At 32.8% G+C, this 4082-nt stretch carries 4 protein-coding genes; all 4 read right to left on the bottom strand.

All coding sequences use genetic code 11. The features are described from left to right. On the bottom strand, nt 1-793 hold a 793-nt coding region (locus AACV33_RS00120; protein ID WP_182700643.1), incomplete at its 3' end, for a biotin/lipoyl-binding protein. 5 nt (nt 794-798) lie between these two features. Next, nucleotides 799-2112, bottom strand: coding sequence for a glycosyltransferase family 2 protein (locus AACV33_RS00115; RefSeq protein WP_182700642.1), 1314 nt, complete (start codon nt 2110-2112; stop codon nt 799-801). Then, nucleotides 2112-3464, bottom strand: a complete 1353-nt coding sequence (locus AACV33_RS00110; protein ID WP_182700641.1) for a TackOD1 domain-containing metal-binding protein — start codon at nt 3462-3464, stop codon at nt 2112-2114. Before AACV33_RS00110 ends, AACV33_RS00115 begins: the two co-directional genes overlap by 1 nt. A gap of 31 nt (nt 3465-3495) precedes the next feature. Next, on the bottom strand, nt 3496-4082 hold a 587-nt coding region (locus tag AACV33_RS00105; protein ID WP_182700640.1), incomplete at its 5' end, for a GGDEF domain-containing protein.

Here is a 4082-nt window from a genome sequence, read left to right as displayed (position 1 = left end):
CAAATGGTGGGACTTTTGATGAAACTGTTGCTAAATAATCCCCCTCTTTAACTCTTTGCCCTATGACTGCATTAATTTCAACAATATTACCAATGTAAGGTGAACGTATAAAAAGAGAATCATATTGACTTAATTTAGTCACTAATTCTTTATTTAAATTTCGAATTACTCCAGCGATGGCACCTGCAATATCCCTTTGATTATCATCAATTTTAGCTTTCGTATACATTATATTAGCATTTGTTACTAAATTCTGAGCATTACTATACATCCCAAGAATAGCAGCGTAATCAACCTGAGATACTTTTCCTTCTTTTATATATTTATCATAATTAATTTTTATTCTATTTATATTAACAAAACTAGACTTAGCATTATCTATTGCTAGAGTATAAGATGTTAAGTTATATTTTTTAATTTTGTTATTAACATTTATTTTTTTCAATTCATGTCTTAAAAAAATGATGTCATTATCTAAAGCAGAATCTTTTAACTCCATTAAAAATTGATTACTTGAAACCTCATCACCTTCTTTTATATTAATGGATTCAACGACTGCATCTTGAGATGCAGTTAATATCACAGGTTCTGTCGTGATGATACCAGGTGCAATAGTTAATACATATTGTTGAAAAAAGTAATATAACATCGCCAATATTGGACTTAATACCAATGCTAAAATGGCATACCAACGTATACGATAACCACTTCTTTTTGCATTACCATATAATACCTTCATCCCATTATCCGTTGTTGGTTGTTTATTTTTTTCTAAGTGAAATTGAACTTTCATAATGTCTAAAACCGTTTTCCACGTTTAAGAACCCACCATGGGGCCATACTTGACTCTTCATGACTTCTTCTCGTTATCTCATTAATCATTGAAAATGCAGTAATCATTCTCATAAATAATGCATACAACGGATATATTGGTAACCAAATAGCCAACTTAATATCGTCTTTAGTTCGCTCTGAGACTAAACCAATATAAATCATAAAAGTAAAAAAAATGAATGTTATATAAACCAGATATATACACATTAACATTGATAATACGACGCTCATGGGATAAGTGATCACCATATATAGGCTAAAGATAATCATTAATAACGGTAATACTACATTTTGTAATATCCCATACACTAACGTATAAATAAAATTACCCCAACCTAATAATCTTGGGTTTAATCCTTGTTTATGCTTTCTCAAAAATAAAAAAAGTAGATCTCCATCCCAACGCAAACGCTGCATTATTAATATTTTCAATGTATCAGGAGCATCGGTATGTCCAACAGCATGAGGCGTAAATGCTAATCGACTGTTTGGGTGACGCCCTTTGTATTGTTTTAAGCGCATGGTCAAATCAAGATCTTCAGCGGTGTGAGTATCCCAGCCTCCCACTTGCTTAATTACATTAATTCGAAATGCCCCAAAAGCACCTGAGATGTTATTTAATACGCCCCAATTACTCATTCCCGTTTTTCCAGTTTGCATTGACATCATGTATTCAAGAGATTGCATTCGAGTCAAAAAATTAGCATCCCAGTTGCGTACACGGAGTGCCCCACCAGATGCGAGTACATTTGGATCTGAAAATTGCTTGGCCATTTTCCATGCCATATCATTATCAAACGAAGTATCGCCATCAACGTTAATAACTAATTCGTTTTTAGCTTCAGATAAACCCGCATTTAAGGTAGAAACCCGTCCGCCTCTTTGCCATTTTGGCACAACCCTTACCAACCTCATTTTATGAGAATGATGTCTATGCTCTCCCTCTAAAGCGGCTTGGTAAGTGTCTTGATTCTGTTTTGCCCCATCAACCACAACTAATATTTCAATATTGTTGGGGTATATTTGCTCAACTAGCGTATCAATCGTTTGCCTAATCGCATCACCTTCACCATAACAAGTAATGATAAAACTTATTGAGGGAAAGGCTGTTGGTTCACTGTTATCTGCACTCCATGACCAACGAAAGACACCAGAAGCAACCAAAATAAATAACGGCAATTCAATCATGATCATCATTGGAAAAAAGACAAAAAACAACTCCAAATTATGGCTAAGCATCCCAAAAATAGAACGGAAAACGTATTCAAATTCACTCATTACTCAATGACACCGAGTTTATCAATTAGCCATAAAGAAGCCTCATTATTCAATGACATATCAGGTAAAGGCCAGATATGTACATTTAGAATAACTAATTCAGATTCTATTTTATTTGCAATCATCTCCACTTTTTTCTGTAAAACAGATAAAGAATCAATAGGAGTCATTGGCATCAATAACAAAATCATGTCTGAGCGATATTGGCAGCAAATATCCGTATCTCGTAAAATATCATTTAGGTCATTAGATATTTGGTTAATCAATTGTAATAACTTAATTTCACCAAATTTATTTGAATACAGCTCAATCCCAGATAATTTGATGCCTAATAAAATATGAGTATGTTTATGCCTAATCGCTAATTTATTTATCCACACTAATAAGTTATGGAATGAATCGCCATCGATTAATCCATTCAGAGATAACTCTTGGTTAAGAGAGTGATGACCGTACATCATTAAATTTTTAACTTGTTCACCCGCTTTAAATGTACTGATATGACGAGTTATCAGATCATCAATTTCATTACTATCAGAACAAGATAAACACCGTACTCTAGCGATAGATTCAGAGAATGTGTGGTCACAATCTAAGCATTTGTAATTTTCTAGTGGGCGGTCATAGTCGACACCAATATGGCGTAATTGCGTTAGGCACGTAGGACACTCTAATTTGCCACGATGCGTGAATTGATCTTGTTTTCCTACATGCCCACAAGTGAAACAATGTAATGAAACGACCTCTTCAATATCAACGCTTTTGCATGAAGGGCACGTTTCAATATAATTTTGATGACCACTATGACATGTAGGACATAATCGAATTCTATCGATCGTTAATTCTTTATTTAAATACCCTCTTTTCGTCTCTAGTTGAAGATAATTATTCGAATTATTCTCATCTCCCGCATAACAACTGACTAAAGGATAATAATATAATTCTTGTCTACGACTATCGCAAAAAGGCGTTAGGCGTCGATTATTACCTAACCAAAGCCAAGCTAATAATTTATCTATAGGTTCTTCTTTTATAAGAGATAACTTAGCTTGATGTAATTTCCATTGCTCGATAACATTTGTCGGTATCCAAAGACCATCGGATAAAGAATCACTTAATGAACTGGTATCTAAAACGTATACATACCAATTCCATATTAGTAATTTCGAGTGTAAATATTCTAACGCTTTGTCTTGCTCTTCTACTGGTAATGACAAAACACAAATAGCCGGTTTGTGAACAAACAATTCTTCTATATTTTCAATATGAATAACATCAATACCGCTTCCATATATCAATTTGGAGTCACCAATAACATAAACAGGAACTATATTTTCAATTTCTATACTCATAGCATTAACACCCTAACCAATGTGATAATTATTATTTTTCTTTAAATTTCATTTCATACATTCTTTCGTCGGCGATTCGTATTAATTCATCCTTATTTTCGCCATCATAAGGAAAAATACTATAACCAATACTAATACCTATAATTACACTCAACCCATTGATTATCATAGGTTCACAGATCGATCGTAATATTTTATCTTTAAAAAAAGAAATATCCTCTACTTCTTTTTTTTTTATAAATATGGCAAATTCATCACCACCTAAGCGAAAAGCACATCCTTTGTCCTTTATCAGTAATGACATTCTTTTGGATACTTCAACAAGTAAAAGATCGCCGACTTCATGCCCATAAGAATCATTGATGCTTTTAAATCCATTAAGATCAGAAAAATATAATATAGAGTCTTTAAATAAGTTATTTGCATTTTCATCAAAAGCTCGTCTATTGTAGAGACCAGTAAGAGGGTCAATATAAGAAAGTAGATACATTTTTTTCTTTTGTTCTAATAAATTAATAAGCATATAACTTATTATAGATAATGCGAATACAAAGAAAAAAATCAAATACACCTTATATCTATATTCAATAGGATCAATCCAACCGTCATTCGAACTTA

It is taken from the genome of Aliivibrio sp. SR45-2 (genome assembly GCF_963890165.1).
GTDB lineage: Bacteria > Pseudomonadota > Gammaproteobacteria > Enterobacterales > Vibrionaceae > Aliivibrio > Aliivibrio salmonicida.
Note: the sequence above shows the minus strand (reverse complement) of the source record. Positions and strands in the feature narration are given on the sequence as shown.

Bases quoted from the DNA above. Each gene is read 5' to 3' on its own strand.
- AACV33_RS00115 (WP_182700642.1), bottom strand. From the start codon at position 2,112: ATGAGTGAATTTGAATACGTTTTCCGTTCTATTTTTGGGATGCTTAGC.
- AACV33_RS00110 (WP_182700641.1), bottom strand. From the start codon at position 3,464: ATGAGTATAGAAATTGAAAATATAGTTCCTGTTTATGTTATTGGTGAC.